This window comes from Streptomyces sp. NPDC005302 (assembly GCF_040607345.1).
Lineage (GTDB): Bacteria > Actinomycetota > Actinomycetes > Streptomycetales > Streptomycetaceae > Streptomyces.
This window is the reverse complement of record NZ_JBEXGN010000025.1, coordinates 23,317-47,816: the sequence shown is the minus strand read 5'-3', so window position 1 is coordinate 47,816 and position 24,500 is coordinate 23,317. Positions and strand designations below refer to the sequence as shown.

Sequence of the window (24,500 nt, the reverse complement as noted above, 5' to 3'; positions counted from 1 at the left end):
ATGGCGGATATGACGACGGGGATGCACAAGTTCTGGCCTGACGTTCTGGAAGCGGTCAAGAACCGGCGACGGTTCACCTGGATTCTGCTGGAGCAGCACACGGAGGTGCTCTTCTACGATGGCGCCACCCTGACGCTGAGCACACCGAACCAGGGGCTGTACGACCACCTCGTCAACTCGGGCGGCTGTGATGTGCTGGACGAGGCCCTTGACTATGTGCTCCCAACCCGGCCTGTCGTCGAGCTGGTGGTGGGGGGAGGGGCGCCGTTGGTCCTTCCGCGCTCCACGCCGAAAGGCCCGGCGACCGAGGTGCGGGTGTCCGTCGCCGTAACCACCTCTGAAACGTCAAGCGATTCCGACGAGGCAGCGAGACACACGCTGCATCGCGTCCTGGCCCAGACCGCGTTTCTCATGCATGAGCAGGGCAACAGCCAGGCCGCAGCCCTGCTGACGGACGTCGAGGATGTGGAACTGGTCCCCGGCAACCGGTTCGGTGAGTGGCAGGACGCTGTACTCATCGTGCCGCCCTATCTCGTTCCCCGGTTCACTGAGACCGTGTCTGCAGTCATCCAGCCGGTGTTCGAGCATGTGGCGGGACGGCATGGTCTGGAGATCGGCGGGGTCACCGCCGCGCCGGCGCTGCCCGACATCGGTGACGACTGGCGGCGGATACTGCAGGAGCGGCTGGCCAAGGGAGCGGCGTCCAACCAGGCCTCGAGGACCCGCGCCAAAAAAGTTGCCCCCGGGTTCAGCAAGGAAGGATTCGTCTTCGACTCCCGCGAAGAAGTGCTTGTCTACGAGGCGTTGAAGAGGGTGCAGGCAGCGCTGCCCGGGGAGTCCACCATCTCCATCTTCCCGCTGCCGATGGGACGCGTCGGTGTCGGCAACGCCTGGACGCCGGACTTCCTCGTCACTGTCGCGGGCAGGGTGGGGATCATCGAGGTCGACGGACCTCATCACCACAAGCGCTTCGCCGCAGACACCACACGCGATCGGCACTGGCGCAACAGCGGGATCGTCCACATCGAACGCATCCTGGTCGAGGAGACCAGCGCCGACACCGACCTTGACGCCCTCGTCCGGGAATTCCTGACCCGGCTGCGTGAGTACCGCTGAACGTGAGGAGCACGTGAGCTTCGAACAACGAGTTGTGCGGGCCCTGGGCAGGCAACGGGCCGACCGAGTCCAGGCGTCGGCCCGGCAATTGGCGAGGCTGGCCGACGACGACGCCCCCAGCACAGAGGCGGTGGCCCACTTCAACATGCCGCTGCACGCGCACAACGTCCATGACGCGACAGTCGAACTCGCCAACCAGCTCAACGCGGCCGCACCGGAGGAGACCTGGACGTTCGTCACCATCGCCCATCCCGACGGCACCTGGTCGGGCAAGGCAAGCCCCTTCATGCAGGACACCTCCAGACTCGGCTCACGGGACTGGATCGCCCACTTCGCCCTGTCCGACCTGCACATGAGAATGGGCGCCTGGCGGCTGACCCAGCTGTGGCGCGCGGCCGAACTGGCCGAGCAGACCGTCGAATCCCTTGGCCGCTGGCAGCTGCTCGTCGCGGCGGCATGCTCCCGCTCCCTGCTGGAGGGCGCAGCCGCACTTACCCACGAGACGACCCTCCTCCACGAAGCGTGGGACACGTTCAAAAAAGCCGGCCCGCCCACCACGGCCTCCCTCACCCGGTTCAGCACCGACCTCAACAACCGCCTGGCGAAACTCCAGTACGCCTCACGCGTCGGACAAAGCTCCGGCCGGCCGCCCGTGCTGCAGAGCACGAACGTGATGACCTACATCAACAAACTCGCCAAGAACACCACCACCGTCGACGTGCTCGACCTGTACGAATGGCTGTGCGACGCAGTCCACCCCAGCTTCGGCTCCGCTACCACCTACACCGTGCTGCGAGCCTCGGACCGGCCCAAATCCCACGCCATCGAGCAGTACGCACGCCACCCCCTGCAACCGCTCGCCGACTCCGGCTACGCCGTTGCACCGACCGTCGCCCACGCTGCCGCTGATGCTCTCATCCTGGCCGCCGAGGTGGTGCAAAACAGTCTCTCGCTCGCGAAGTGGATCATGGACGACATCGGGCTGACCGTGGAGATCCTGGGCCTCAACCGCCTCTCCTACGCAGGCGGCAGCGACCAGTCGCCCCAGCGCAGCGACCCATGCCCGTGCGGCAGCGGCCGCAAATACAAACGATGCGTACACCGGTGGGGCCAGCCCAGCAGCCCGCCCCCACCAGCCGCCGAGCCGTGAGAGGCCGTCCTGACAGGCGGAACACGCCCGCATCTGTGCTGCTCCTTCGGCCCGGTCCTTACGGCACCGCTACGGCGGACCGGGGCCCTCGAGCGTGCAAGGGACGCCCGTGCCGGTGGAGGGACGGGCGGTCGAACGGCTCCTCGATCACACCCGCGACGCCTTGGGCGCCTCCTACTTCCACCGCACCAGGCCCGCCCACACGGCGGAAACTGTGACCCTCGAGCGCATCGACTACCTCGAGTTCTACTTAGACCGTGTCCTACGTGGTCAGCTTGAGGAGTCGCTTGTAGCAGCACATGGCCGCGGCGAGGCCGAGAAAGGCCAGGTAGTTGCGGGGATAGCGTTCGTAGCGGTGGTTGAGCCGGCGGTAGCCGGTCAGCCAGGACATGGTGCGTTCGATGACCCATCTGCGGCGTCCCAGGCGTTCGCTGGACTCGATGCCCTTGCGGGCGATACGGACACCGATGCGCTTGCCCCACAGCCACTTTCGCAGGTGAGGGACGTCGTAGGCCTTGTCGGCGTGGAGACGCCGGGGCTTGAAGTACCGGCCGCGATGGGGGTCGTGTCTCGTTTGGTGACCCTGGATCATGGGCTTCAGGGCGACGCTGTCGTGGGTGTTGGCCGCCGAGATGCCGACGACGACGGGCAGTCCGTTCGCGTCCGACAGGACGTGCATCTTGGAGCCCGGCCTGCCCCGGTCCACGGGGCTCGGACCTGTGAGGTCGCCCCCTTTTTCGCCCTCACGTGGGCTGAGTCGAGGACTGCTCGGGAGAGGTCGAGCAGGCCGACGTCGTCCAGGCGGTGCAGGATCTCCTCGTGCAACCGGCCCCACACACCCGCCCGCGACCAGATCAGGAACCGGCGGTGCGCGGTCGACTTCGATATCCCGAAGCACGGCGGCAACGCTCTCCAGGCGCACCCGCTGACCAGCACATAGACGATCGCAGCGAACAGCGTCTCATCAGGCGTGTCCTGCGTCCCGCCGCCCTGCGGCCGCACCTTCGACGGCGGGATCAGCGGCTCCGCGATCTCCCACAACCCGTCCGGAACAATCCAACTCCACGTACCCCGCCCCATAACCAAGCCCAACGACCCAACCCCACGTAGGACACGGTCTTAGGACTACATCCGTCAGCGCCGCTGCCAGTCGAGCTCTGGATTGGCAACGGCAACAGGAGGCTTTCCGCTCCATGGCCCAGCAGTGCGGATTAGTCTTGAGCAGCTCCTTCAACAGGGCATGCTCACGGATGAAACTGCCTGACCGCCTCCAGTACAGCGGTGGCGACTTCGAAAGCGAATGGCTTGTTCGCGCCGTTCGACCTTTCCCGACGGAAACGACCACACCAGTGAACCCGCGGCCACCGACGACGGATCAACAACACCCGACCGCCGTCCACGATCACCGCACCCGCGACCAACCCGTCGTACGCCGTCGACAACCTCAACTCCACCTCTGAAAAGCTCCCTTCCTCGCATGCCGCGACAACAGCACGGACATCATGCCGAGCATGAGCGACGAGCATCCCGCCAAGAAGCCGCGCCCCTGGTGGCACTGGGCCCTAGCCGCAACAGGCACAGCAGCCTTCATCGTGCTCCTCATCTGGGGCCCCTGGTGGATCGAAGGCCACCACCTCCGAGACGGCAAAGGCAACCTGGTCTCCAGCGCCGGGATCATCGTCACCGGCTTCCGCACCATGCTCGTCGCCATCGCCGCTGGCGGCTTCACCGCGGCAGGCCTCTGGTACACGCACCGTAGCCACCAACACACCGAGAAGCTGTTCGAGCACACAAGGGAAAAGGACAGAGAGCAAACTGAACTAACACGCGAAGGCCAGGTCACCGGACGCTACGTGGAAGCTGTCAAGCTTCTCGCGTCCGACAAGATCACCGAGCGCCTCGGCGGCATCTACGCACTCCAACGAATCATGGGCGATTCGCAGAAGGATCACGAGACCGTCATCAAGGTACTCGCCGCATTCCTGCGCGAGCCGCCCAACGACGACGAGGGGATGATCTCCGGCGACAGGCAGGCCGCATTCACCGTCATAGCCCACCGGCCTCCGTACAGCGGTCCGGGCTCCTACGGCATAGACCTGCAAGGGGCGTACCTCGAAGGGGCCATTTCGGAGGGCGGCAACTGGGAGAACGCCGACTTTAAAGGAGCCAACCTCGCAAGCGCCTCGCTCGTTGACATCTACGCCAAATACGCCAACTTCAGCGCAGCAAACCTGGACGGCGCAGACCTGCACAATTCGGCGATGTACCACTGCCGATTCGAAGTAGCGTCACTCGTCGGAACGATCCTGCCCGGCAGCATGGACGGCTGCTCCTTCAACGGAACCGACCTGCGGAACATTGCCAACCCCAAGGTGTTGCTCAACCAGAGGTTGTACACGGATGAAGGAACCAAGCTACCGACCGGGAATCCGTCCTTTGGCGAGGCCAACCCTGGATAGCGAGCCATTCCCTCACACAAGCCGGAACGGCCGAGGATCACCGCCCGGCCGCTTGATCATTGGCTTGCCGCGAGACATCAGGCCGCCAGCTCGGTCACGAACGGCTGCGGCAGATCCGGCAGATCCACCGCGAACGCCTTCGCCGGCAGATACCGGGCCACCGTGTCGTGCTCCCGCTCACTCGGCCCCCGTCGGCACGTCTCGCGGCACTGAGCCCACTGATTTCGCCTGCGCCATGCATGCGTCGATCCACGCGAAGTCCCCTATGAGGCAGACTGCGTGGCCATGGATGCAGGACTTGCAGCACTCCTCGGGGCTGGCGTCGGAGGCTTACTCGGCGCGGGCGGCACGCTCGGCTCCTCCTACCTCACTGGCCGGCTCCAAGGGAGAGGTCAACATGCCCAATGGCGCAGGCAAGGAAGACGCGAGGCCTACAGCAACTTTATCGCCGCCCTCACCGCCTTCCGTCACCAAGTCGACAGGTGCTTCTTTGCAGTCGAGAGCGAGCAAGGCCTCACCGTGGAGATACCGCAACTCGAAGCCCTTTGGCCCGCGGTTCGAGCGGCGCTCCCCGTCGTCGCGGTAGAAGGCCCACGCTCCGTCGCCGACCAGGCAGCTAAGCTCGAACGCCACGCTGAAGAGTTAGTGGTCCTGCTCGACATGTCGCGAGAAGAGCAGGGCCCGTACCTCGGTAATGCTCACGGGCACCTGGTCGAAATCAACAGGGGGCTACCGGTCTTTGCGGATCTCGCCCGACAAGCCCTCGACCAGCCTGACTCCTCGACCCTTCAAGGATTTCCCGCTGCACGGGAAGGCCGATAGGGGTCGGACTGATCCCGTGGGCCGGACGGTGAACCGCCCGGCCACTCGGTGGTTCATACGTCGCAGGGCGTCAGACGTTCGTCCGCTGCATGTACTCGGCGCGCACCTCGACCAGGCGGCGGTGCGTCTCCCGCATCTGCTCCACCCGCCCAGACAGGGTGCGGATCACCGTCTACAGCCCGTCTGGGTCGAGGTCCTCAATGAAGTGGTCGTCGACCAGCTCGACGACCGCGAACGGCAGACGCTCGGCGATCTGCGGCGACGCAGGCTCCACCTTGATCACCGCGGAGAGAACCTGATACTCCTCGGGGTGCCGTTCTCGTTCACCGGTAGGGTCAGGCCTTCCGCCCAGAACCAGCACCAGACGTCCTCCAGGTACATCGGTGTGGCAATGTCGCGGGAGTGGTCGATCGTGCAGCCGGGCATGCACGTGTACGACGTCGGCACGCCCGTCCGCCGGTTGATGAACGCCCACGTGCGGGGGTGGTGGGGTCAATCACGGACGAGACGGACTGCTCGGGTACCACAGTGGATGTGAGACCTCTTTCCGCACGGCGATCGCCGTGCTGTGTCGCGAGGGCGCCGATAAGGAACGTCCGGGACGACCCTGGAGCCTGTCCCTTGCGGACCGGGTTCTGCTGATCGCCGCATACTGGCGGACAGGTGGTTCGGCAACCGCTGCCCGGTCCTCACCTGGTCGAGCGAGTGGCCCACACCGTATCCCCGGCTCCTGCAGCGTCGTTCGCGTAGGCCGACGTTGCTGGAGCCGGGGATCACCTCAGGGTTACAACATAGGCAATCGGCCACACAATCACCCCGACGCTGCGCATGATGCCCACCCGAACGAAACGTCTAAGGGGGATCATCATGTTCAAAAGAGACCCGGAGAAGGCCGCCCAACGAGAAGTCCAAAAGGCCGAGAAGCGCAGGCTCCGTGACCAGGCCGCAGCCCAGCGTCAAGCAGAGAAGGACGCCCTCAAGGAATGGCGGCGCGCTCATCCCGCCGAGTCCACCTTGAACATGGCGGCTCTGCTCAAAACCTGGCCGTCGTCCAAGTTTGGTGAGACGAGCCTTGGCCCCGTCCGCGGCGGACACGCCGAGTTCGTCAACGCAGGGGCCCACAAGGGCTGGACCGCCACACGCCTCGTCGCCGGCGCGGCAACCCTCGGTACCGCAGCAGCCGTCACCGGCCGGAAGAACAAGGGTGCGGCCGTCATCAACATCACGCTCGGCAACGGAGCGGCCCAGACCTACAACGTGACGCCCGAGAACGCCAACCTGCGAGCGGCGAACCAGTACGTGAACGCCTTCAACGCCCTCGCCGCCCAACTCGAGGCCGAAGCGACCCAATAGCGGTCCACAGCAGCGGCGGGAATTCGAGGCTACCCTCCGTCAACGGGCGCCCGCACCCGCCGCGCTGCCCGGCAGAAGAGACAGGCCTCAGCTCGCCAACCTCAGCGTAGTACTGCTTACCGCGATCCAGCCATGCCGTCAGGGAGTGCGGGCCCGGCTGGCGTCGCTCAGCTGGAGCAGCCTTTGCGATCAGGGCCGCGAGTGGCTTCTGGGCGAGGTAGCCAACGGCTGAGTGCGGTTCGGCGACACCGTTGCGAACAGGGACGTCGTGCACGCCGATTGCGGCGTGCGCCAGGCCGCGGGACTGTGCGACGACGTCGCCTTGACTTCACGAGCAGCCTCGCCCGCTACCCGGATACAGCCCCGCAGGACTGGCATTGGCTCTTTGACAGGGGCCTTCAGCCCTCCTAACATGATGCCTCATCAGATATTTGATGACGCATATATTAAAGGGGAGGCGCATGCTGCTGACAACCGGACAGGCAGCCGAAGAGCTGGGGTGTGCGGTAACCACCTTCCGCCGCCTCGTCCATGCCGGACTGCTGCCCGGGCTGTCCCAGCGCGGCGTCCGCGTCATGACCCCCCTTCCCGCAGTCCACGCCCTCAGTACGCGCCAACGCGCCGTCCTCCACCGCCTGGACGCCCCGGAGATCGCCGTGCTGCGCGTCGACGCTGCCCAACGCTCCGACGAACCGGACCGGGACTGGATAGGCTTCTCCACCGCACTCACCCCCGAAGACCTCCTCAAGGCGCTGCGCGGCTGGTGGCGCTGCGATGCACCCAGCGTCGCCGCCGGGGGAGTGCTGCCGGTAACCCTGTCCGGCTACGTCGTGGCGGTCCTGACCGGCCTCCACCGATGGGAGAAGGGCAACGGCGGCCGTCACGCCTTTCCCGACGCCCGCCTCGCCGGCTACGTCACCGACCTCGTCACCCCCCGAGTCGTCATCCCTGACGGCCTGGACGACGACCGAGAACTCGCCGACCTCCTGCTGGGCAGACGGCTCGCTTCGCACTCCGGTGGAGCGATTGCCTACGTCGCCACCCACTCCGCCAGCTGAACCGCCCTCCAAAGGAACTCCCGATGGACGCACAAAGCCACAACGCCGCACTCGCCGAGCTGCGCACCGTGCGGGACGAGATCAAAAAGACCCGGGCCGCGCTGGCGAAACTGGAAGCCGACCGCGACCAACGCATCGTCCACCTAGCTGCATACGGCAAAGCAAAAGCAGAGCGCATCGCTCCGGCCGCCGGGCTGAGCGTGGCTGACATCGTCACCCTCGCCCCCGCCCTGGCTCCGGAAAGCCTCACCGCACCCGCACCCGCACCCACCCCACCCCTGCCCGAGAGCGACGCTCCCCAAAGCGGCCCCCGCCCCGCCGACGCCGTCCCGGAGCCTGCACCTCAGGCCGCAACCGCAGCGCCGCCGACGCCGGGCAACCAGACGCCGGCTGCAGAGCTCCCTGCAGTGGACGGCACTCCTGGAGAACCCGTCCCGGTCAGGCCTGCGGCCCTGAACGCTCCCCGAGAGCTGCCCTCGATCCCCGAAGGAACCGAAGGGGACGGCTGGTTCTCCCACACGCCGAAACTCCTCTCGCAGCACCCGAACTTCACCCAGCAGGCCCGCTCCATGGTCTTCCTGGACACCGACACTGGCGTGCTGGTCCACCGCCAGCAGGTTCACCACCTCGACCTGTCCGACGCCTCGGTCGCCGCCATCCTGAACGCCGTCTTCCACATCCTGCCCGAGGGGGTGGAACGCATCTACATCACCGGAGGCGATCCCTGGCACCGGGACGCCGACCGCTACCCCTACCTGCGCGACGCGGTCGCCGCCTGGCTGAACGCACCCACCCCCGGCTGGCGCACCGACACCGGCCGCGGCCGCGACCGGATGGCCGGACACTTCGTCCACGCCCGCAACCCCGTCGGCCGCTACCAGCGCGACAACGCAGACCAGCACGTGGAGATCCGCTCGGTGGGGGAGTGGTTCGACGTCGACGGCGCCGACCCGGCCACCGTCCGCGACGCGTTCGTCCTTCTGTGGCAGGCCCTGCGCCGCCACTGGGACGACGCGGTCATCATGGGCTCCCCGTCCCAGACCGGCAGGGACCTGTGGACCCGCACCATCCCCCAGCGCGGCCAGCACGCCGACGGCTTCCCCGTCCTCTCGGAAGAGCTGCGCGGCCTGCTGCACGCCACCGCGGGCCAGGGCCGCAACGAACTCCTCCTCCCGCCCCGCGTGCCGGAACAGCTGCCGCAACTGGTCGAGTACGACCGGACGTTCGCCTACGCCAAGCACACCTGGAAGTCACCGGTCGGCACCCCCCGCCGTATCACCGCCCAGACGTTCGCCGCCTGGTCGGAGAAGGAACAGACCCGCGCCCTGTACGGCTGCGGACACTGGCAGATCCGGGTCACCGTCCCCGACACCTGGAACCACGTCGGCATCCTCCCCGCCCCCGCCCCCGGCGACCGCGCCTGGCACTACCCGGCCGCCCCTGGCACCACGTTCACCACCTGGGCCGGCGGACCCGAGGTCCACACCGCCCTCACCAACCCGCTGGCCCCGTGGAAGATCGAAATCCTCGACGGCATCCTGTGGGACGACGGCAAGCCCCTCGACGACTGGGCCAAGAGACTCAAGGAAGCCTGGACGAACCTCTCCGCCCAGGCCCACTTCCAAGGCGACCCGCAGCAGTCCCGCGCCGCGCACCTCGCCTCCCGCGCCGTGCGCTCCATCCTCCTGTACGGCATCGGCGGCTTCGCCCAGCGCCCCCGCATGGTCACCGGAACCACCCCCCGCACCGCGGAGCGCGACGTCCCCCCGGACGCCGAAATCATCGGCTTCGACGACGAACTGATCACCTGGCAGAAGCCCACCGGCTTCAGCCGCGACCCCAACGCCCACCCCGAATGGGCCGCCTCCATCTGGTCCGGCGCCCGCGCCGCCCTCCTCACCCAGCGCCACCGCGACGACAACACCTACGCCGGCGCCCTGCACACCGCACCCGGCACCGTGGTCGCCTTCCGCACCGACGCCCTCTACCTCACCGCCCCCCAGCACTGGCCCCACCACAACCAGCCCGGCGACTACCTCCTCAAGGGCCACCTCACCGGACCGGTCACCGCTCCCACCACCGAGGAAGAACTTCTCGCCCTGCGCGACGCCGGACGCACCGCTCTCACCCAGAACGGGGGACAGGCCTGATGTCACCCCACCGCCGCACCCCTTCCACGCAGCAGAGCCAGTTGAACGAGGCCGCCCGGCTTGCCGACCAGCTCCAAGCAGCCGGCTACACCAAGCGCGACATCGGCCGCATCATCAACCGTGACCCCTCCCTGGTCTCCCAGTTCTACACAAAGAACAAGGGCGCAGCCTTCGTCCCTGCCCTGCAGCAGGTCCTGGCCGCCGTCCAGACCGGCGGCATCACCGACCTGCCCGAACTCGCCTCCCTGGCCGCCCGCCACACCACCCGCCGCACCACAGCCAGAGGAACCAGAGCCCGCGTCCGCAGCAAGGCCGTGCTGATCACCCCCACCGGCTCCGGCACCGGCCGCGTCGGCGCCCAGGCCATCGCCTCCGGCTCCTCCCGCCTGCGCCCCCTCATCGCCGAAGCCGCTCGCCAAGGCCTGCGCCTGGCCTTCACCGTCCGCCTCGCCAAAACCGGCTACCTGCACCCCTCCGGCAGCCGCACCGACTCACCCGGCATCCGTCGCGACGTCATCCAGCGCGCGGACCACACCGAAGAACGCGCCTACGGCTCCGCACAGACCGGAGGCCACGACGCCGCCGACTTCGCCCGCCGCGTGGACGCCGCAGGCGGAGACGTGACAGCCGCCGTGCACCAGTGGCTCGTGGAGAGCGGACGCATCCACCCCGACGCCCACATCCTGCACCTGGAAGTTCGGACCTGGCGCCCACGCTGACGCCAGCGGGACAGCGACGCACCCGCGTGAAGCTCCGCAGGCCCGCACGACGCACACAGCCTTCCCAGTTCCTCCGCCCCGAGCACTTCAGAGCCGCTCCGCGCCCGGCGCCGTCGCCCCAGCCGCCACACGTATGGCGATCACACTGCACTGCCACAGACGGGTGAGCCGCCGCGGAAAAACCGACCGACCATCGACAGAACCGCTACGAAGATCAAGACCAGTTAGCGATCTTCGAAGGGGTCCGCCGTGCGCTTCACCCGCGCCGCTCTGTCTGTCGTTGCCCTGCTCATCACCCAGACCGGCACCGCCCATGCGGCGCCCGCAGCACCCGACCGCACCACAGCCCCCGGCGACACCATCGTCATGCCCGTGCGTGACGCGCTGAAGGCGCTGCCCCTCAGGGGCGAAAGCCGAGCCGGCTACGAGCGTTCCAAGTTCCGGCACTGGACCGACGCAGACCGAGACGGCTGCAACACCCGCATGGAAGTGCTCCTGGACGAGGCCGTCAACGCGCCCGAGCAAGGCCCGAACTGCGCACTCGCCGGAGGGTCCTGGTACAGCGCCTACGACGACACCCAGTTCGACAACGCCAGGAAGCTCGACGTCGACCACCTCGTTCCACTCGCGGAGGCATGGGACAGCGGCGCCTCGGCGTGGACGCCGAAAGAGCGCGAGGCCTACGCCAACGACCTCGACGATCCCCGCGCGCTGATCGCCGTCTCCGCAGCGTCCAACCGCTCCAAGTCCGACCAGGACCCCGCGAACTGGATGCCGCCCTTCGTGGGCTATCACTGCCGGTACGCCGGCGACTGGGTGGCTGACAAGACGCGCTACCAGCTGTCCGTCGACCCCGACGAGAAGGCCGCGCTCTCGCAGATCCTCAGCAACTGCCCGGACAGTCCGATCGAGATCACGCTCGCTCGCTGAGGCGCCGTACGCTGCCGAACCGCCTCTGGCGCAGGGACAGTACCTCCCTGTCACTGCCTTCGGGGCGTTCAGGCCTGCCCATGACCACAGGGAGACGACGTCTGGGGAGTGAAGAGTACGGACCGCCTCACGGCGACCGAAGCCTTTGCATGTGCATGGCATGCGCAGTTGTGCGCCGGTAGTGGGGGAGGGGCGCGGGAGCATACCCGATCCAGCGACCCGCACCACCCACCCTGTCTCCGAAGTGGAACACCCATGCGCGGGCGCACGAATGCGCCCCAGTGACTTGAATCCGACGCCTGGTAGTCGGTGTGAAGCGAATGTGGCGCCTTCGGGCTGAGATCTGATCGGTTCCGATCATTTCCAGGGTGCCCCTGAGCCCGCTGCAATTGCATTCGAAGCGCGCCGTGCAGGGGCGCAATCCCATTCGTCTTTCTGGAGGCGCAAGGTTTGCTTAATGAACTGAACCGGATGGCGGAAGGTCACGCCGAGCCGCTAGCGTCCATGGGCACGAGAAGACCCCGGGCGGGCTAGCAACCAACTCCGGGGCCTCTCATATGCGTTGACCAATCAGCAAGAGAACAAGAGGTCCCTCAGTGATTCGTCATCATTCCGACTACGGCTTCCTTCAGAAGCCGCAACCGGGCTACGACGCTAACATTCCGCACGGTCTGGACGCCCAAACCCGCCGCCTCAGTGCCTGGGCTGGCACGCTGCAGCTCAGCGCCTTCCTTGCACTGCTTGTGCTTCCTCTCATCCTCATCACCGGCACCCGACACGCCCCCGAAACGGCCGGGGTGCTTGCTCTGCTCTGGACCGCTGTACGGCGTTCTCACCTCCACTACCTGCGCGTTCGCGTCAGCTGAGGACACCGCGGCGGCCGGCCTGCGCCATCTGGCCGGCCGGCCGCCGCGGTGCGGAGCACTGCCCACCGCAGAGCCCGACGGTGCTCCCGCACTTCACCGATGAGTGATGAAGGTCTGCGGTGGCCCGGAGAGAAACGCCCCTCGTGCCTCCCTGGAGGAAGCAATGCCGAACAGCGGCCCTCAGTACGGCAAGTGCCGCCACTGCCGGCAGCGATTCGAACGCTCTGGCAAGCCGGGACGACGGCAGGAGTACTGCACGCCCCAGTGCCGTCGCCGAGCGCAGCGGAAACGCAACCCTGCCACCACACCCGCGACCGTGAACCCCCTGCCCTTGGCCCGCAACATCGCCGAATCCGTGCAGGCCCTGGCACAGACGCTCCTGGCCTCCGAATACGCAGAACAAGACCTCGAGTCCCTTCTGCGCCAGGCCGGCGAACTGACGAGGGAAGTCGAGTACTACACCTGCGCCGCAGTACAGGACGCCCGCCAGAAGGGCACCAGCTGGGAGACGGTCGCGGCTGCGGCCTCGGTCAGCGCCGCCACCGCGCGCTCCCGCTGGGCGGAGAAGACCGTGCGCCGCAGACTCGAAAGGCGCGCCGCTGAGCAGCTGGCACTGCGGCAGCGCGATCCGATCACTCCGCCCGCGCCCCTGCGCACGGACGGGCAGAGCGGCGCACAGCCAAGTGACCGCGCCGCCAACAAACTGGCCGCGGCGCTGTCCCACCTGCACCGCAGCAGCGGCCTAACCATCCGTCAGGTCGCCGAATCGACGGATCTTTCACCCTCGTTCGTGTCCCGGATCATGTCCGGCGAACGCCTGCCGAACTGGCCCGCCGTGGAGACACTCGCGGACCTCTTCAAAGGGGATTCGGACGAACTCGCGGTTCTCTGGGAGAACGCCCACGGCATGACCCCGCCGGCCCGCCAACCGCTCCCCGATGCGGCCGCACGCCTCAATGCAGCCCTGCGCGGACTGTACTTGGCCGCGGCCTCACCCTCGCCCCAGCGCATCCACGAGGCCAGCGGCTGCACGCTCGGCGTGCCCATGATCAACGACATCCTCGAAGGGCGCACCATCCCGGACTGGAGGACCACCGCGTCCTTCGTCCAGGCCGTCGGCGGTACCCCGACGGACCTCCGACCCCTGTGGGAATCCGTGCACTACGCCTTCCTCGTCTTCCTCGACCCGGTCGACGGCGACGCTCCGCTGCCCCCGCCCCTGAGCGCAGGAAACGACCGGACGACGCCCGATGGACAAGACCCGGACCAGGACCAAGAACAAGGCGACCCGTCATGAGACGGCCTGGCCCACGATTCAGGAGCGCTGCGATGGCCCCCAGGCCGTCCCCCCGGCACACGCCCGCATCCCCACCCCAGCCCCGGTGCGCCTCGGCGCCCGCCGGGCCGTCCGGCCTCCAGGTCAGCCTGCCTGCGGACTACGTCGCCTTCTGCATGCACTACCAGGACCGCTACCTGCGCTACACCCGCGTCCGCGTCGCCGATCCGGCCCTCAGCCGTGAACTCGTCGAAGCGGCCCTGGGAAGCGTCGCCACCAACTGGGCTGGTCTTCTTGCCAGCCACTGCCCTGCGGCGGAGGCGTGGGACATTCTCGGTTCCTTCATCGCGCAGGCCGTACGCTCGCGTGCCGCCGCGCGTCGCTGCAGCGTCGTCTACCGCGTCCTTCCACCCCTACAGGCCGACGTCGTCATCCTGCGCCATCGCCTCTGTCTCAGCGACGAGCAGGCAGCTGACCTGTTAGGAGTCGAGGAGTCCGTCGTGACCACGCAGCTGCGCATGGCCCACCGCACCGTCTCGCGCAATCTGCAGCAATCCCAGATCACTGCGAAAAGAGGCATGTGAAACCAGGATGCCGGTGCGACAGTACGCACTGCAGCGAAGGCAATTTCCCAGCCTAGCGCTCCGGCCGTCGCCCTCGCCGGACAATGGCCCAGGCCATCAGTTCCTCCCTACGATGGACACCGCACAGTCCGCGTGCCGTGTTGACACGGCGGTGAGGAGCCGGATGGAAGACAAACACCGAACTCCGCTCTCTCACACCATCGACGTGACTCGGCCCAACGTGGCCCGCATGTGCAACTACTACCTCGGCGGGAAAGACAACTACGCGGCTGACCGAAGCACCTGCCGAAGGCTCCTCGAGCACGCCCCCACCACACAGACGTTGACCGTCAACAACCGCCGCTTCCTCGAACGAGCTATCCGCACAATGGCGTTAGACCACGGGGTCAGCCAGTTCCTCGACATCGGGGCCGGGCTGCCCACGCAGGACAACGTGCACGAGATTGCCCAGAGGTACACCCCTCGTGCCGCGGTCGTCTACGCCGACAATGACCCCATGGTCCTCGCCTACGGCCGGGTACTCCTGGAGGGCAGCGAGCAGACGGCCGTCATCCAAGCAGACCTGCGCGACCCTGACGAACTCCTCGCCCAACCCCGCCTGACGCGGTTGCTCGACCTCAAGAAACCCGTGGCTGTGCTGTGCGTATCCGTCCTGCACTGCATTCCGGACCGCGACGATCCCGCAGCCCTCATCCGCCGCTGCGCCGCCCGCCTGCCGGTCGGCAGCTTCCTGGCCATCAGCCAGCTCGTCAGCGAAAACCCGGCCACCCGCCAGGCCGTCACCGACCTCATGCACGAGAGCACCGCCGGCCGCTGGGGAGCCGTGCGCCGCCCCCAGGACGTCGACGGATTCTTCGAAGGGCTGGACGTCCTCGCTCCTGGCCTCGGGGACGTCGCCACCTGGCGAGCGTCCGCGAGTTCACGGACGCGCAGCAACGGCCGGGAGTGGATCGAGTACGGAGGCATCGGCCGTGTCGTCTGACGACCGCGCACCTGCGGGCCTCCGCGCAGGCTGCCCTTCAGGCATACCGTTCGGCCGCAGCCTGAATCCGCCGGGCGGAGGCATCCGGACACTCCGCCGCATTCAGCAGCCGGTCCAGGATGGAGCGGTACTGCTCGGCATCCTCGGGCTTGTCCAGGTAGACGGCGTCCGCCACGTGCTCCAGATACACGATCTCGGGCAACTCCGGTGGATCAAAACGCAGATGAGTGATCGGAAAGCCGCCGGTCACGCACGCCGTGGCGTCGAAGGGAATCACCTGCACCCGAACGCTCGGACGCTGAGCCATGTCCGCCAGGTGCCGCATCTGGCCTTCCATCACCTCACGCGGTGCGATGCGCCGATGCAGGACGGCCTCCTCCAGCACCACCCACAGGGTCGGCGGGTCCGGATAGTCCAGAAGCTCCTGTCGCGCCAGCCGCAGTTCGGCCCGCCGGTTCGCCAGCACTTTGTCGTGCTCCAGATCGCTGCATTCGCCGACAGCCCGCGCATACTCCGGCGTCTGCAACAGCCCCGGAACCAGCAGCACCTCGTAGCTGCGGATGACGGACGCTGCCTCCTGCAGTCCGATGAACTTGTCGAACCACTTGGGCAGCACGTCCTCGAAACAGTGCCACCAGCCTGCCTCGTTGGACAGCCGCACCAGATCGAGGAACTCCTTGCGTTCCTGTGGGCCTGCACCGTACAGACGCAGGAGATCTTCGACGTCCCGTTCCTTCAGCTGCACCTCCCCGCGCTCCAGCCGGCTGATCTTGGAGTCGGAACAGCGCAACGCGTCCGAGGCCGATATGGGGCTCAGCGACGCTGCCAGCCGCATCCGGCGCAGCTGCGAAGCCAGAATCAGGCGAAGCGCCGTCGGGTTGTGCCGGGGAGAAGAGAGATACCGCTCCAGCTTGGGCAACCGATTCTGCTCGGCAGCGAACATGCGGGCTCCTGCAGGGGACCGTGAAGACGAAGACCAGTTTCCCACCCCGGAGCCCGCAATGTTCCCCAAGTTAGCCATGTTCCCGTGGAGATCAGCCCACCAGATCGTCGAACTCGCCGCCTCGCGCGCCCTCCAGGAACGCGATCATCTCGGCGCGGGTGTAGATCAGCGCGGGGCCCTGTGGCTCCCGCGAGTTGCGGATGGCCACACTCCCGTCCGGGAGGGCAGCGAGCTCCACGCAGTTCCCCTCGATCGCACTGCGCCTGCTCTTGACCCAGGTGACGTCCTGGAGCGTGTTCGCGGAAACCCCGTTGACGGTCTGCTGCATTGCCGCCTTCTTTCGCTAACGCGTCCGAATCCGTTCTAGCTGACGATCTGTTGAAAAGTCACCGTGGGTACATGCGTTCCTCCTTCATCGTGGGGATGCAATTTCAGAAGCAATTGCATCCACCGGGGCGGAGCGACAATACTGGCTTGGGCCAGGCATTCTTATGGCCGCCGAACAGGGCGGCTCCGGGGAGATGAGTAGTGCCGACACATGCCGCAACTACAGCGTGTCACGTCAAGAATGTTGACGATGCATCTAATCCGGTCGAACCAGCAGCCTCAGCAGGATCGATGCCAGACATCTCCGACGACGGAGACTGGGGCCTCTTACTGGGCATCAGTGCAGCCGAGTTCAGCGTCCACCGCTTCAGCGCAGACTCGGCCGGCCTGCACCGCGCCCGGTTATTCGCCCGGAATGTCCTGGAGGAATGGGGGCTTTCCTGCTGCGCTGAGAACGCGGTCATCGTGGTCGGCGAGCTGATTGCCAACGCCGCCCGACACGCCCTCGAGCCAGAATCCCGCGACGGCGACGCCGCGACCGCCTGGCTAGGACTCGTCCGCAGGCAGCAGGCCGTCATATGCGCCGTGGCGGATCCGAGCCCTTGCGCTCCCGAGCCCCAATGGCCCGGAGACCTCAGTGAATCCGGCCGGGGACTGCGCATCGTCGAAGCCGTCAGCTCATCCTGGGGCTGCACACCCCCGCAACGCTCGGGAAAGATGGTCTGGGCGCGTGTATTGGCCGCACCGGACCTCTGACGCACCTCGCAACGTCACCAGGGACGTGCGGACTCGGAGCGAAGAGACCTCGCCCCAGTTCCCTGCGTGAAGATCCTCCGCACGCCGTTCTCCGCGGGGCCGACCGGCAGCTCGCCGGACGGAGTGAGCTGGTCTTCGCAGGCCCCGATCCGGGACGCGAGCACGGCCGTCACACCGGCCCACGCCATGCGGGGCCGCATACTCCGCCATCGCTGTGTACACGTTTTCGGCGCCATTTCCCTCTTCCTGGTAACTGCACTGCCGAGTTCCAGGAGGCCAACACCGTGACAGCACTGTGGGGTTGGCTGATGGCAAGCACGGGAACCGGCGCGGCGGCGGGAATCCTGGTCCGCACGTCCGGGTATTTGCTCAGAGAGCACATCCGTTCCCGGGCTATGACCGCCATGGCGCGTGAACTCGCCGTGCGAGGGGGCCAGGCCGAGGTGAGCGATCAGGACGGCACCACCTGGAGCGTCCGCCTGGATACCCAGGAACCCCAATGACACCGCCCACCGACGAGGCCTTCGACTCCCTATACCGCCAGTGGTACCGGCCACTGCTCGCACAGGCCATGTTCATCTCCGGAGGACGCCGCGCCGTAGCCGACGACGCCGTCCAGGAAGCCTTCCTCCAGTGCTGGCAACGCTGGCACGCCACCCACCTCGAACCGGTACGGTCCTGGCCGCCGTGGCTGCGCACCACCGTCGTCCACGAAGTCCTGCGCCTGCAGAAGGAGGTCGGCTCGGTCGGCTTCGACACCGACGCGCACGACCACGCCGGCCCGGAGATCGATCTAGCATCCTTGATGGACGCTCGCGGCGCCTACCGCACAGTCCTAGAACGCATCGTCCTGCTCAGCGACAAGCAGCGCGAAGTAATGGGCCGCTGCGCGATTGCAGGACAGCCGCTGGGGGATGCCGCCAAAGAGATGCACATCCAGGTAGCCACGGCGCGCGTACATCTCCACCGGGCACGCCAGGCGCTGGAAGACGTACGCGGGCAACTGCGCGAACTGGGCGTCATCGACGCGAGCGAGGGGAGGCAGTGATGGACGACCGGCAACGCGATGACACTGCCGCACGCGACGAGGCCGCGACGGCAGCGATGATCAACGACAGGCAGGATCAGGACGACGCTGCCGCACTCGCGCAGACCCTGATCGCGTCCGAGCAAGAAGTGGGCTCGGCTCTGGCCACGGTCCAGGACGTCGAATCCTCCCTTGCCCAGCTCAAACACCGCGTGAAGAGTCAGCCGACGGTCCAGCACGCGCCCAGTGCCCCGAACATCCGGCACGACCCGCAGGACCGCAGCGCGACCCGGTTGATGTTCATCGAGCTGCGCAAGATGCAGGAAGGCAGCGCCGAGTACGCGGAGCTGCGCAACCAGATGGTCCGTATGCATCTGCCGCTGGTGGAGCACCTCGCGCGCCGGTTCCGTAATCGCGGTGAGCCGCTGGACGACCTGACGCAGGTCGCGACGATCGGCCTGATCAAGTCGGTCGACCGCTTCGACCCGGAGCGCGGCGTCGAGTTCTCGACGTACGCGACGCCGACGGTGGTCGGCGAGATCAAGCGTCACTTCCGGGACAAGGGGTGGGCGGTTCGTGTCCCGCGCCGTCTCCAGGAGCTGCGGCTGGCCCTGACCACGGCCACCGCGGAACTGTCCCAGCTGCACGGCCGTTCCCCGACGGTCCACGAGTTGGCGGAGAAGCTGGCCATCTCGGAGGAGGAGGTCCTGGAGGGCCTGGAATCGGCGAACGCCTACTCCACGCTGTCCCTGGATGTTCCGGACACGGACGACGAGTCGCCAGCGGTCGCGGACACCCTCAAGGCGGAAGACGAGGGGCTGCAGGGTGTCGAGTACCGGGAGTCGCTCAAGCCGCTGCTGGAGAGTCTTCCGCCGCGGGAGAAGCGGATCCTGCTGCTCCGTTTCTTCGGGAACATGACGCAGTCGCAGATCGCGCAGGAGGTCGGCATCTCGCAGATGCACGTCTCCCGGCTGCTGGCCCGCACCCTGGCCCAGCTGCGGGAGAAGCTCCTCGTCGAAGAGTGATAGCAACGGTGAACGGTCTACATACGTGACTTCGATGCAGGCCGGCCGTTGGCCTGGTCATGAACGACTACGAGCAGTTCGACCTCGATGAGGTGGCCTTCGCCTCGATGGAAGACACCGCCGAGCGGCTTGCCCTGCTGACCCTGGAAGAGGCGCACGACCTGCTCAGGCTGCTCCTCGTCGTTGCCGAGAAGAGCGAGGAGCCCCTGGCCGGGGAGGCCGAACGGTTCGTCCGCGAGGTCGCCGCCCGGATCCCGTCAAAGCACTGAGCCAGCTACGGCCGGCCGTCCCTCCCCGGCAGAGACAGCCACCAGAAGACTTCGTCGCTTTGCCGATTGTGGCGCCAGCTGGTCAATGCATGCGAGGCGACGAGCCGGTCGAGGAGTTCCACGGTCTGTGTTGGTGAGTGGCCGCACAGACGAGCGAGGACCTCAAGATCGGTGCTGCTGGCGTCGCCTGTCGTCTGCGCCGCCAGGGCGAGTGAGACCAGCGACACGGCCGATGGTCCACCGGGCGCGGCGAGCGGTGCGGGGCACAGTGCCCAGTGGGCGGCCCGGGCTCGTGCTCGGCTATCCGGCTGCTGGGGCATGAGCACGGTGTCCAGCAGTTGTGCTTCCACGTGGTGTCTGCCTGCTGCACGCCGCAGCCAGTTGGCGTGCTCGAGTTCCTCCCACAGCTCCGTGCGACCGTGCAGGCGCATGCCGCGGAGCAGTCCCGCAGCCAGCCGGACATGGCTGTTGGTGTCGGCGCGCAGGGCGCACTGCAGCGCGAGGAGCCGGGCAGCGGGTGAGGTGAACTGGGGGAGTGCAGCGGACAGATAGCTGAGCATCTCCCGCACCCGGGTTCGATCGTCAGGACCGCCCACCGGCCGGTGCCTGCGGCTGGCGCGCGCCGCCGGGCGGGGTGCGGCCAGGGTGGAAGGCACCACGGCGGTGTGGCTAGTGGCGGCCGCGCAGGCTGCGCACGTGTCCGACAGCCGCCAGGTTCGTCCACTGCGGTCCCTGGTCAGAGCGAGCAGCACAGGACCGGCACAGCCGCGGTGACGCAGGTGCCAGGAGCATCCCTGGGCCCGGCACTGGCAGGTCCGTAGATGGGATGGCAGCGCGTCGCTCTGTGCGTGGCGGGCGAGATGTGCCACCACGGCGGACCGGGCGGAGGCGGCCTGGAGAGGAGGGGAGTGCACGGTGCAGTGCGGACAGACGAGCCTGGGGCCGCCTGCCCGTGAACGCAGTTCGACCGTCCAGATACGCCGCATCGCGGGATGCGCGCCGGCAAGCCTCATCCGCCCGTCGTCCTCCAGTCTGTCCGCACCGTCTCGTGGAGGCCCAGGCAAAGACGCCCCCACAACGCACGCACCGTAGTGCAGATCTCTGCACTGCGAATGTCACTCCCGTGCACGCGGATAGTGCAGAAGTCTGCACTGACAGGGCAGGGTCCTGCACCGTCGGATGGTGGAGTGACGATCTTGCCGCCCGACCCCGACCTCGGCGCGCTGCGCATGACGCTGGCGCGGCTGAGGGACGAGCGCGGCTGGACCTTCGACGAACTCGCCGCTCGCAGCGGTCTGGCCCGGCGCACTCTGATCGACCTCGAACACGGCCGCACCACCGGCAGCCTCACCACCTGGCACGCCCTCGCCCATGCCTTCCACGTGCCGATCGAGAAGCTGCTCAACACCCTCTGCGACGACCACACCCCGCCCGGCTCCCCGGACGTCTGACCACGCCGCGTCAGTCACACCCCGGCCGCGAATCACCCGAACCGGCGAGTCGCCATCGAACAATCCAGCGCCGACCAGATCGCATATTCGACCCCGATCGGCCGTCCGGGGGACACCCGGCCGCTCCACCCCGCCATCGAGCCGGAACAGCTGACACGGTCCCGGCCATGCACCCCCACACCGCTTCCCTCCGATGCCACTGGGACAGCGCCCCGCACACCGCACGCCCCCAGCGTTCCCTGCGCGTCACCACCACCAGCCCCACCCGCCTCCTGCGCACCGGTCAGAGCGACCGCTGCCACGGCTGTGGCCACCGCATCGACTGGTACCAGCGCTCCGATCAGCGCCTCATCGCCCTCCACCCGACAGAACTCGACGCCTCACAGGTCCCCCCACCAGCCCGCTGGCACCTGAGCGGCGGAATCGCCCATCCCCGCGGCGACGGCAGCCCGTGGTGCCGCATCCCACACCGCACTCTCTGCCCGGCCCACGCCTCCACCGACCCGACCAGCCGGCACATCGAATCCCTGCGTCGCCACCTTGCCGTCCGCACCCGCCGCCTGATCGACACAGGCCGATTCACTCCCGCCCCACCCACCGTCTGCGAACCCCACGCCGACCGCGGCCAGCCCCCGCGACCCGTCGTGCAACTCTTGCTCGGACGCTACCTCGCCGACGCCGCCCTCGAAGACCTCCAGTGCGTCGCACAGACCCGCCAACGCACCCGCTGCCCCCAGCGAGTCCTCCACCCCACCCTGCCCCAAGGCGCATGGACACTGCTGCCCGTCAGCCCCCAGCGAGGCCAACTCGCCCTGCCCGCAAAGCTGATGGCCCTTTACGACCTCAGCCGCCTGCCCTACGCCGAGCAACTGCGCTGGCGCACCCAGCGCTGCCCAGCCCACGCCGCAGCCCCCGGCGCCGCAGATCTCACGCCGGCCGGATGGCAGGTCTTCGACCCCCTCCTTCACGCAGCGCACCTCCACACCCGTCTGCCCCACACTCCGTCCACCCAGTGCAGGCCGGAATGACGACGATGCCCCTCAGCGCACCCGCCGCCCTGCAACCCCCTCACCCCACAACCCGCGGAGCCACACCGTGCTGAAACCCACCGACGAACAGCAAGCCGCGGCCGACGCCTTCCACTCGGGAGACCACCTGGCACTGCAAGCCGGAGCGGGCACCGGCAAGACCACCACGCTCGCCCAGCTCGCCCACGCCACCAAGCGACGCGGCCGCTACCTCGCCTACAACCGGGCCATCGCCCAAGACGCCAGCGCACGCTTCCCGCCCACCGTCAGCTGCAAAACCGCCCACGCCCTCGCCTTCGCCGCCGTCGGCCGCAGATACACCCGCCGCCTCAACTCCCCACGCCGCCCCGCCTCGCAGACCGGACAAACCCTCGGCATCACCCAATCCATCCGCATCGGCGAACGAGACCTGTCACAGAAGACCCTCTCCAACGCCGCACTGCGCACGGTGACCCGCTTCTGCCACACCGCCGACGCCACCATCACCCCACACCACGTTCCCCGCCTGCGCGGCCTCGAGGATGTGATCCTTCACGCTCAACTCGCCGACTACATCGTGCCGTTCGCCCGCAAGGCCTGGGCCGACCTTCAACACCCCGACAACGGCGCCGTCCGCTTCGAGCACGACCACTACCTGAAAATCTGGGCCCTCACCCAGCCCAAAATCGACGCCGACTTCCTGTTCCTGGACGAAGCCCAGGACACCAACCCCGTTGTCGAAGACATCTTCCTCGCCCAGCGCGACCACGCCCAGCTCGTCATGGTCGGCGACTCCGCCCAGGCCATCTACGACTGGCGCGGCGCCAAAGACGTCATGACCGCCTTCGACGGCACCCAGCTCGCACTGTCCCAGTCATTCCGCTTCGGCCCCAGCCTCGCCGAAGAAGCCAACCGCTGGCTGACGCTCGCAGCTGCCCCGATCCGCCTCACCGGAACCCCCGACGTACCGACAGAGATCGGCCCGGTCATCTCCCCGGACGCTGTCCTGTGCCGCACGAACGTCGGAGCCATGGCCCAGGTCATGACCCTCATGCACACTGGATTTCGCGTTGCCCTGGCCGGGGGAGGGGACAGCCTTCGCGCACTGGCTCTCGCTGCCAACGACCTGAAGGAAGGCCGTCGCACGCACCACCCCGAACTCGTTCTCTTCCCTCACTGGGCCGCCCTGCAGGACTACGCCTCTCACGACGCGGCAGGACGCGACCTGCAGCCGCTGGTCAACCTGGTGGACTCCCACGGCACCGAGGCCATCCTCGCCGCCGTCGCCCAACTCGTCCCCGAGCCGCAAGCGCAGATCACCGTCTCCACCGCGCACAAGGCAAAAGGCCGTGAATGGCCATGCGTGCTCATCGCAGACGACTTCCAGCGCCCCAAGACCAGCAGCCCTGATGGCGGCCAGACAGACCCCCCGACACGGCCCGAACCCATCGACGACGCCGAGGCGAGACTGGCCTACGTAGCAATCACCCGAACTCGCCAACGGCTCGACTTGGGGGGCCTGTCCTGGATCCACGAGCACCCGGACGGCACGCCGGGGGCACCAACCGCCTGGATGCAGCCTTCGTCCGCACACGGGCACGGCCGGCCCCAGCCGGCTGGCTGAACGCCCGTGAGGTGCATCGGTAGCTCCAGGTGACCTCTTTCGCCAACCACTCCGCCTCACCCACGACGTGCTGCAGGAACTGTGAGCGGATCGGAGAGATCATCACGGCAACTTCGTGCAACGCTTAAGGGAGGAGCCGCCCGTCGGCCATCGCACCCAAGGGTCTGCAACGAGCCTCGCTGTTCTGCACACCAGCTCTCGATGCGGTCAACTCATGCCCCCTCCGGATCGGTTGGGGGACACGACCCGATGCCTGGGGCACAGTCCCCATCGCAGCGCAGCGGCCCGCCGGACCTCAGAGTCACTCACGTGCTTCACGAAAGGGAAGGCCGCACGATGACCAGGGGCGCCACCCGCGCACGGATCAAAGAGACGGCCGTGGAGCTTTTCACGGGACAGGGGTACGACAGGACCTCTCTCCGTGCGATCGCCGAGCATCTCAACGTCACGAAGGCCGCGGTCTGCCTGAGCGAACGGGCGACACTCCACATGGTCACCACCATTCCGCAAGTTCGCAGGATCGGCCCCACCGTCACCAAGGGTGGCGGCCCACAGGGCGTGAACGAACAGGATTGACACGTCGTCCGGGAGCGCCCGGGAGCCCTC

The 24,500-nt window shown here is 67.5% G+C and carries 26 protein-coding genes and 2 pseudogenes; 23 read left to right on the top strand and 5 right to left on the bottom strand.

Annotation, left to right across the window (positions count from 1 at the left end):
• Together ABZT74_RS29175 and ABZT74_RS29170 are read left to right on the top strand one after the other, a co-directional pair.
• The gene (locus ABZT74_RS29175) at positions 1-1,116 is read left to right on the top strand and encodes a hypothetical protein (RefSeq protein ID WP_356439570.1); all 1,116 of its coding nucleotides are present in this window, start codon (positions 1-3) and stop codon (positions 1,114-1,116) included.
• 13 nt (positions 1,117-1,129) lie between these two features.
• Positions 1,130-2,266: an SEC-C domain-containing protein gene (locus ABZT74_RS29170; RefSeq protein ID WP_356439568.1), complete on the top strand. Its 1,137-nt coding sequence runs from the start codon at positions 1,130-1,132 to the stop codon at positions 2,264-2,266.
• Positions 2,267-2,528: 262 nt separating this feature from the next.
• Here ABZT74_RS29170 and ABZT74_RS29165 read toward each other — a convergent pair.
• Positions 2,529-3,346 (bottom strand): IS5 family transposase gene (locus tag ABZT74_RS29165; RefSeq protein WP_356439565.1). Its coding sequence is split into 2 segments (ribosomal slippage): positions 2,529-3,004 and positions 3,004-3,346, totalling 819 coding nucleotides; the frame shifts between segments, so codons are not numbered across the junction.
• Between the two features lie 431 nt (positions 3,347-3,777).
• Here ABZT74_RS29165 and ABZT74_RS29160 point away from each other — a divergent pair.
• Together ABZT74_RS29160 and ABZT74_RS29155 are read left to right on the top strand one after the other, a co-directional pair.
• A complete protein-coding gene (locus tag ABZT74_RS29160) occupies positions 3,778-4,725 on the top strand; it encodes a pentapeptide repeat-containing protein (RefSeq protein WP_356439563.1) in 948 nt (315 codons plus the stop codon).
• A 285-nt stretch (positions 4,726-5,010) separates the two neighbouring features.
• Positions 5,011-5,547 (top strand): hypothetical protein, encoded by a 537-nt coding sequence (locus ABZT74_RS29155; RefSeq protein WP_356439561.1) that lies wholly within the window; start codon positions 5,011-5,013, stop codon positions 5,545-5,547.
• A gap of 172 nt (positions 5,548-5,719) precedes the next feature.
• Here the strand turns inward: ABZT74_RS29155 and ABZT74_RS29150 are convergent, their stop codons facing one another.
• Positions 5,720-5,908, bottom strand: a complete 189-nt coding sequence (locus tag ABZT74_RS29150; protein WP_356439557.1) for a hypothetical protein — start codon at positions 5,906-5,908, stop codon at positions 5,720-5,722.
• A 196-nt stretch (positions 5,909-6,104) separates the two neighbouring features.
• Between ABZT74_RS29150 and ABZT74_RS29145 the strand changes: the two are divergent.
• The 10 genes and pseudogenes from ABZT74_RS29145 to ABZT74_RS29100 all read left to right on the top strand — a co-directional run.
• Positions 6,105-6,209: pseudogene (locus tag ABZT74_RS29145) on the top strand (IS5/IS1182 family transposase); the annotation flags it as partial.
• Positions 6,210-6,414: 205 nt separating this feature from the next.
• Positions 6,415-6,900, top strand: a complete 486-nt coding sequence (locus ABZT74_RS29140) for a hypothetical protein (RefSeq protein ID WP_356439555.1) — start codon at positions 6,415-6,417, stop codon at positions 6,898-6,900.
• A 461-nt stretch (positions 6,901-7,361) separates the two neighbouring features.
• Complete coding sequence (locus ABZT74_RS29135; RefSeq protein WP_356439552.1) at positions 7,362-7,958, top strand: DNA-binding protein; 597 nt, start codon at positions 7,362-7,364, stop codon at positions 7,956-7,958.
• 23 nt (positions 7,959-7,981) lie between these two features.
• A complete protein-coding gene (locus tag ABZT74_RS29130) occupies positions 7,982-10,108 on the top strand; it encodes a hypothetical protein (protein ID WP_356439550.1) in 2,127 nt (708 codons plus the stop codon).
• Complete coding sequence (locus tag ABZT74_RS29125) at positions 10,108-10,827, top strand: helix-turn-helix domain containing protein (protein ID WP_356439547.1); 720 nt, start codon at positions 10,108-10,110, stop codon at positions 10,825-10,827. The genes ABZT74_RS29130 and ABZT74_RS29125 overlap by 1 nt, the downstream gene beginning before the upstream one ends.
• Before the next feature lie 249 nt (positions 10,828-11,076).
• Positions 11,077-11,757, top strand: a complete 681-nt coding sequence (locus tag ABZT74_RS29120) for an HNH endonuclease family protein (RefSeq protein WP_356439545.1) — start codon at positions 11,077-11,079, stop codon at positions 11,755-11,757.
• Positions 11,758-12,353: 596 nt separating this feature from the next.
• Entirely contained in the window at positions 12,354-12,623 is a 270-nt protein-coding gene (locus ABZT74_RS29115) for a hypothetical protein (RefSeq protein WP_356439542.1), read from the top strand.
• A 316-nt stretch (positions 12,624-12,939) separates the two neighbouring features.
• Positions 12,940-13,920 (top strand): helix-turn-helix transcriptional regulator, encoded by a 981-nt coding sequence (locus ABZT74_RS29110; protein WP_356439539.1) that lies wholly within the window; start codon positions 12,940-12,942, stop codon positions 13,918-13,920.
• 155 nt (positions 13,921-14,075) lie between these two features.
• Positions 14,076-14,483: a hypothetical protein gene (locus tag ABZT74_RS29105; RefSeq protein ID WP_356439537.1), complete on the top strand. Its 408-nt coding sequence runs from the start codon at positions 14,076-14,078 to the stop codon at positions 14,481-14,483.
• A 163-nt stretch (positions 14,484-14,646) separates the two neighbouring features.
• Positions 14,647-15,465 (top strand): SAM-dependent methyltransferase, encoded by an 819-nt coding sequence (locus tag ABZT74_RS29100; protein ID WP_356439535.1) that lies wholly within the window; start codon positions 14,647-14,649, stop codon positions 15,463-15,465.
• A 37-nt stretch (positions 15,466-15,502) separates the two neighbouring features.
• On the opposite strand, the gene ABZT74_RS29095 is transcribed toward ABZT74_RS29100, so the two are convergent.
• Positions 15,503-16,408 (bottom strand): helix-turn-helix transcriptional regulator, encoded by a 906-nt coding sequence (locus ABZT74_RS29095; protein ID WP_356439533.1) that lies wholly within the window; start codon positions 16,406-16,408, stop codon positions 15,503-15,505.
• Between the two features lie 91 nt (positions 16,409-16,499).
• Positions 16,500-16,736 carry a DUF397 domain-containing protein gene (locus ABZT74_RS29090; RefSeq protein ID WP_356439530.1) on the bottom strand — a complete coding sequence of 79 codons (237 nt, stop codon included), beginning with the start codon at positions 16,734-16,736 and terminating at the stop codon, positions 16,500-16,502.
• Between the two features lie 290 nt (positions 16,737-17,026).
• Between ABZT74_RS29090 and ABZT74_RS29085 the strand changes: the two genes are divergently transcribed.
• The 5 genes from ABZT74_RS29085 to ABZT74_RS29065 all read left to right on the top strand — a co-directional run bounded on the left by ABZT74_RS29085 (position 17,027) and on the right by ABZT74_RS29065 (position 19,812).
• A complete protein-coding gene (locus ABZT74_RS29085; RefSeq protein WP_356439527.1) occupies positions 17,027-17,491 on the top strand; it encodes an ATP-binding protein in 465 nt (154 codons plus the stop codon).
• Between the two features lie 308 nt (positions 17,492-17,799).
• Positions 17,800-17,994: a hypothetical protein gene (locus ABZT74_RS29080; RefSeq protein WP_356439523.1), complete on the top strand. Its 195-nt coding sequence runs from the start codon at positions 17,800-17,802 to the stop codon at positions 17,992-17,994.
• Positions 17,991-18,539: a sigma-70 family RNA polymerase sigma factor gene (locus ABZT74_RS29075; protein ID WP_356439520.1), complete on the top strand. Its 549-nt coding sequence runs from the start codon at positions 17,991-17,993 to the stop codon at positions 18,537-18,539. The genes ABZT74_RS29080 and ABZT74_RS29075 overlap by 4 nt, the downstream gene beginning before the upstream one ends.
• A complete protein-coding gene (locus ABZT74_RS29070) occupies positions 18,539-19,543 on the top strand; it encodes an RNA polymerase sigma factor SigF (RefSeq protein WP_356439518.1) in 1,005 nt (334 codons plus the stop codon). The genes ABZT74_RS29075 and ABZT74_RS29070 overlap by 1 nt, the downstream gene beginning before the upstream one ends.
• A 59-nt stretch (positions 19,544-19,602) precedes the next feature.
• The gene (locus ABZT74_RS29065; protein WP_356439514.1) at positions 19,603-19,812 is read left to right on the top strand and encodes a DUF6417 family protein; all 210 of its coding nucleotides are present in this window, start codon (positions 19,603-19,605) and stop codon (positions 19,810-19,812) included.
• Positions 19,813-19,817: 5 nt separating this feature from the next.
• Here the strand turns inward: ABZT74_RS29065 and ABZT74_RS29060 are convergent, their stop codons facing one another.
• Positions 19,818-20,372 (bottom strand): hypothetical protein, encoded by a 555-nt coding sequence (locus tag ABZT74_RS29060; RefSeq protein WP_356439511.1) that lies wholly within the window; start codon positions 20,370-20,372, stop codon positions 19,818-19,820.
• Between the two features lie 627 nt (positions 20,373-20,999).
• Between ABZT74_RS29060 and ABZT74_RS29055 the strand changes: the two genes are divergently transcribed.
• From ABZT74_RS29055 to ABZT74_RS29040, 4 genes and pseudogenes are all read left to right on the top strand, one after another.
• Positions 21,000-21,263, top strand: coding sequence for a helix-turn-helix transcriptional regulator (locus ABZT74_RS29055; protein WP_356439508.1), 264 nt, complete (start codon positions 21,000-21,002; stop codon positions 21,261-21,263).
• A 167-nt stretch (positions 21,264-21,430) separates the two neighbouring features.
• Positions 21,431-22,291, top strand: coding sequence for a DUF6083 domain-containing protein (locus ABZT74_RS29050; RefSeq protein WP_356439506.1), 861 nt, complete (start codon positions 21,431-21,433; stop codon positions 22,289-22,291).
• 70 nt (positions 22,292-22,361) lie between these two features.
• Positions 22,362-23,894 carry a UvrD-helicase domain-containing protein gene (locus ABZT74_RS29045; protein WP_356439669.1) on the top strand — a complete coding sequence of 511 codons (1,533 nt, stop codon included), beginning with the start codon at positions 22,362-22,364 and terminating at the stop codon, positions 23,892-23,894.
• Between the two features lie 336 nt (positions 23,895-24,230).
• Positions 24,231-24,356 (top strand): annotated as a pseudogene (locus tag ABZT74_RS29040) (helix-turn-helix domain-containing protein); the annotation flags it as partial.
• Between the last annotated feature and the right edge of the window lie 144 nt (positions 24,357-24,500).

Coding starts and splice junctions, on each gene's coding strand:
- ABZT74_RS29060 (WP_356439511.1), bottom strand. CDS start 20,372: ATGCTCAGCTATCTGTCCGCTGCACTCCCCCAGTTCACCTCACCCGCT.
- ABZT74_RS29135 (WP_356439552.1), top strand. CDS start 7,362: ATGCTGCTGACAACCGGACAGGCAGCCGAAGAGCTGGGGTGTGCGGTA.
- ABZT74_RS29155 (WP_356439561.1), top strand. CDS start 5,011: ATGGATGCAGGACTTGCAGCACTCCTCGGGGCTGGCGTCGGAGGCTTA.
- ABZT74_RS29075 (WP_356439520.1), top strand. CDS start 17,991: ATGACACCGCCCACCGACGAGGCCTTCGACTCCCTATACCGCCAGTGG.
- ABZT74_RS29080 (WP_356439523.1), top strand. CDS start 17,800: ATGGCAAGCACGGGAACCGGCGCGGCGGCGGGAATCCTGGTCCGCACG.
- ABZT74_RS29140 (WP_356439555.1), top strand. CDS start 6,415: ATGTTCAAAAGAGACCCGGAGAAGGCCGCCCAACGAGAAGTCCAAAAG.
- ABZT74_RS29085 (WP_356439527.1), top strand. CDS start 17,027: ATGCCAGACATCTCCGACGACGGAGACTGGGGCCTCTTACTGGGCATC.
- ABZT74_RS29050 (WP_356439506.1), top strand. CDS start 21,431: ATGCACCCCCACACCGCTTCCCTCCGATGCCACTGGGACAGCGCCCCG.
- ABZT74_RS29100 (WP_356439535.1), top strand. CDS start 14,647: ATGGAAGACAAACACCGAACTCCGCTCTCTCACACCATCGACGTGACT.
- ABZT74_RS29065 (WP_356439514.1), top strand. CDS start 19,603: ATGAACGACTACGAGCAGTTCGACCTCGATGAGGTGGCCTTCGCCTCG.
- ABZT74_RS29160 (WP_356439563.1), top strand. CDS start 3,778: ATGAGCGACGAGCATCCCGCCAAGAAGCCGCGCCCCTGGTGGCACTGG.
- ABZT74_RS29130 (WP_356439550.1), top strand. CDS start 7,982: ATGGACGCACAAAGCCACAACGCCGCACTCGCCGAGCTGCGCACCGTG.
- ABZT74_RS29095 (WP_356439533.1), bottom strand. CDS start 16,408: ATGTTCGCTGCCGAGCAGAATCGGTTGCCCAAGCTGGAGCGGTATCTC.
- ABZT74_RS29090 (WP_356439530.1), bottom strand. CDS start 16,736: ATGCAGCAGACCGTCAACGGGGTTTCCGCGAACACGCTCCAGGACGTC.
- ABZT74_RS29070 (WP_356439518.1), top strand. CDS start 18,539: ATGGACGACCGGCAACGCGATGACACTGCCGCACGCGACGAGGCCGCG.
- ABZT74_RS29175 (WP_356439570.1), top strand. CDS start 1: ATGGCGGATATGACGACGGGGATGCACAAGTTCTGGCCTGACGTTCTG.
- ABZT74_RS29125 (WP_356439547.1), top strand. CDS start 10,108: ATGTCACCCCACCGCCGCACCCCTTCCACGCAGCAGAGCCAGTTGAAC.
- ABZT74_RS29105 (WP_356439537.1), top strand. CDS start 14,076: ATGCACTACCAGGACCGCTACCTGCGCTACACCCGCGTCCGCGTCGCC.